Source organism: Alkalibacterium sp. m-11, assembly GCF_054658155.1.
In genome coordinates this window covers 1-1,286 of the sequence record NZ_BAAGIR010000267.1, presented here as the reverse complement: position 1 = coordinate 1,286, position 1,286 = coordinate 1, and the positions used below count along the sequence as shown (strand labels likewise).

General features: G+C 31.1%; 1 protein-coding gene. It reads right to left on the bottom strand.

Translation table 11 applies throughout. The features are described from left to right. Positions 1-237: 237 nt before the first annotated feature. Positions 238-1,286 (bottom strand): AbiH family protein (locus ACYQ2O_RS12310; protein ID WP_459796710.1); only part of this gene is annotated, 1,049 nt, incomplete at its 5' end.

Here is a 1,286-nt window from a genome sequence, read left to right as displayed (position 1 = left end):
ACCCTTGTGACCTTAACTGAAACCATTCAAGTGTTTGTCAAGGGCAAATGCGGCTCCGATTGGTATAGTCAGTGGGCCTTCACCACCTTTAATTTTTAGTTTTCATAAAAAATTTGACAGTTCCATTCAATTCACAATTAGTGTAGCACACTTAAAACCTTAAATGAATCTAAAAAGATTATACACCAAAGGTCAGTGAAGGTCAAAAAATTGCATGTCATTTGAAACTGGCTATTGTCAAGTCACTTTCATTAAAATATTTGAGTTTTTTGAAACATTTTTATACATACTTAAGTTAACGTTTAAAATATTTCCACTTTTGTATGAAATCACAATTTGCTTTCTGATTTTTTCTTTTTCTTCATGCTTAAAATCTAATTGATTAAGAAATCTGTTCTCAATTTCTTTTCTTATTTGATGTACCTTTAACGGACTGGGTGAATTTGGAGCGTTTAAGAACTCGTGTATGATTAAAACTCTCTTCGAATCCTCTATTAAGATATTCCCAATCAGATTCCACCAATATTTATCAGTTACTCCAATTGACATTCCAAAAACATTTACAATCGAACTACCTTTCAACCTATCAACTGCGAGATTTTTAAAATCTTCTCTGTTCAAATCTAAAGATTTTGGTTTTATTAAATATATAGAGTCTTCTGTATTAAACACCTTTGAGTTAAACTGACTTTCGTCATTGACACCCAGAGTTACCATGTTTCCGATCTTCCCATGTGCATAAGTAACTTCTTGAGGTAGTTTAAAATTATAGTTAGTACTAAACCTGTTTTTAAAAGATTTAGTCTTGCAATTCTCTAATATAATTGAGAGCAAATTAGTATAGTTAAATGTGATAAAGTTGGTATGAATAGTATCTAGATTGGTTAGGAGTTTTGTAACTTTCCTCTTATCTTCTGGACGTAAATCTACATAAAAATTGTTAATAGTATGTTCAACAATATTAGACAAGTCATCTATCTTGACAGTTTCTTTAAGTTGTTCTTCTTTTAAATAAGCATCTAAATCTTCGTTAAGTTCAATAAAATCTTCTAAGAACCTCTCAACATCCTTTTTCTCTAATCCATTTGTCAGTTGACCAATTTGGTATTCCAAGTCAGCCCAAACATCAATTTCGTTAATTTCTTTAGCAATTTCTCTATATGAGCCAATTTCATAATTATTTGTCGTGTTTAACACCTGATAAATCAACTTTTTTAAAACATAGAAAAAAGGACCCCCCCATATGGTACAATTAGGTTGTCGACTAAGACACGTACTCCAGGAGG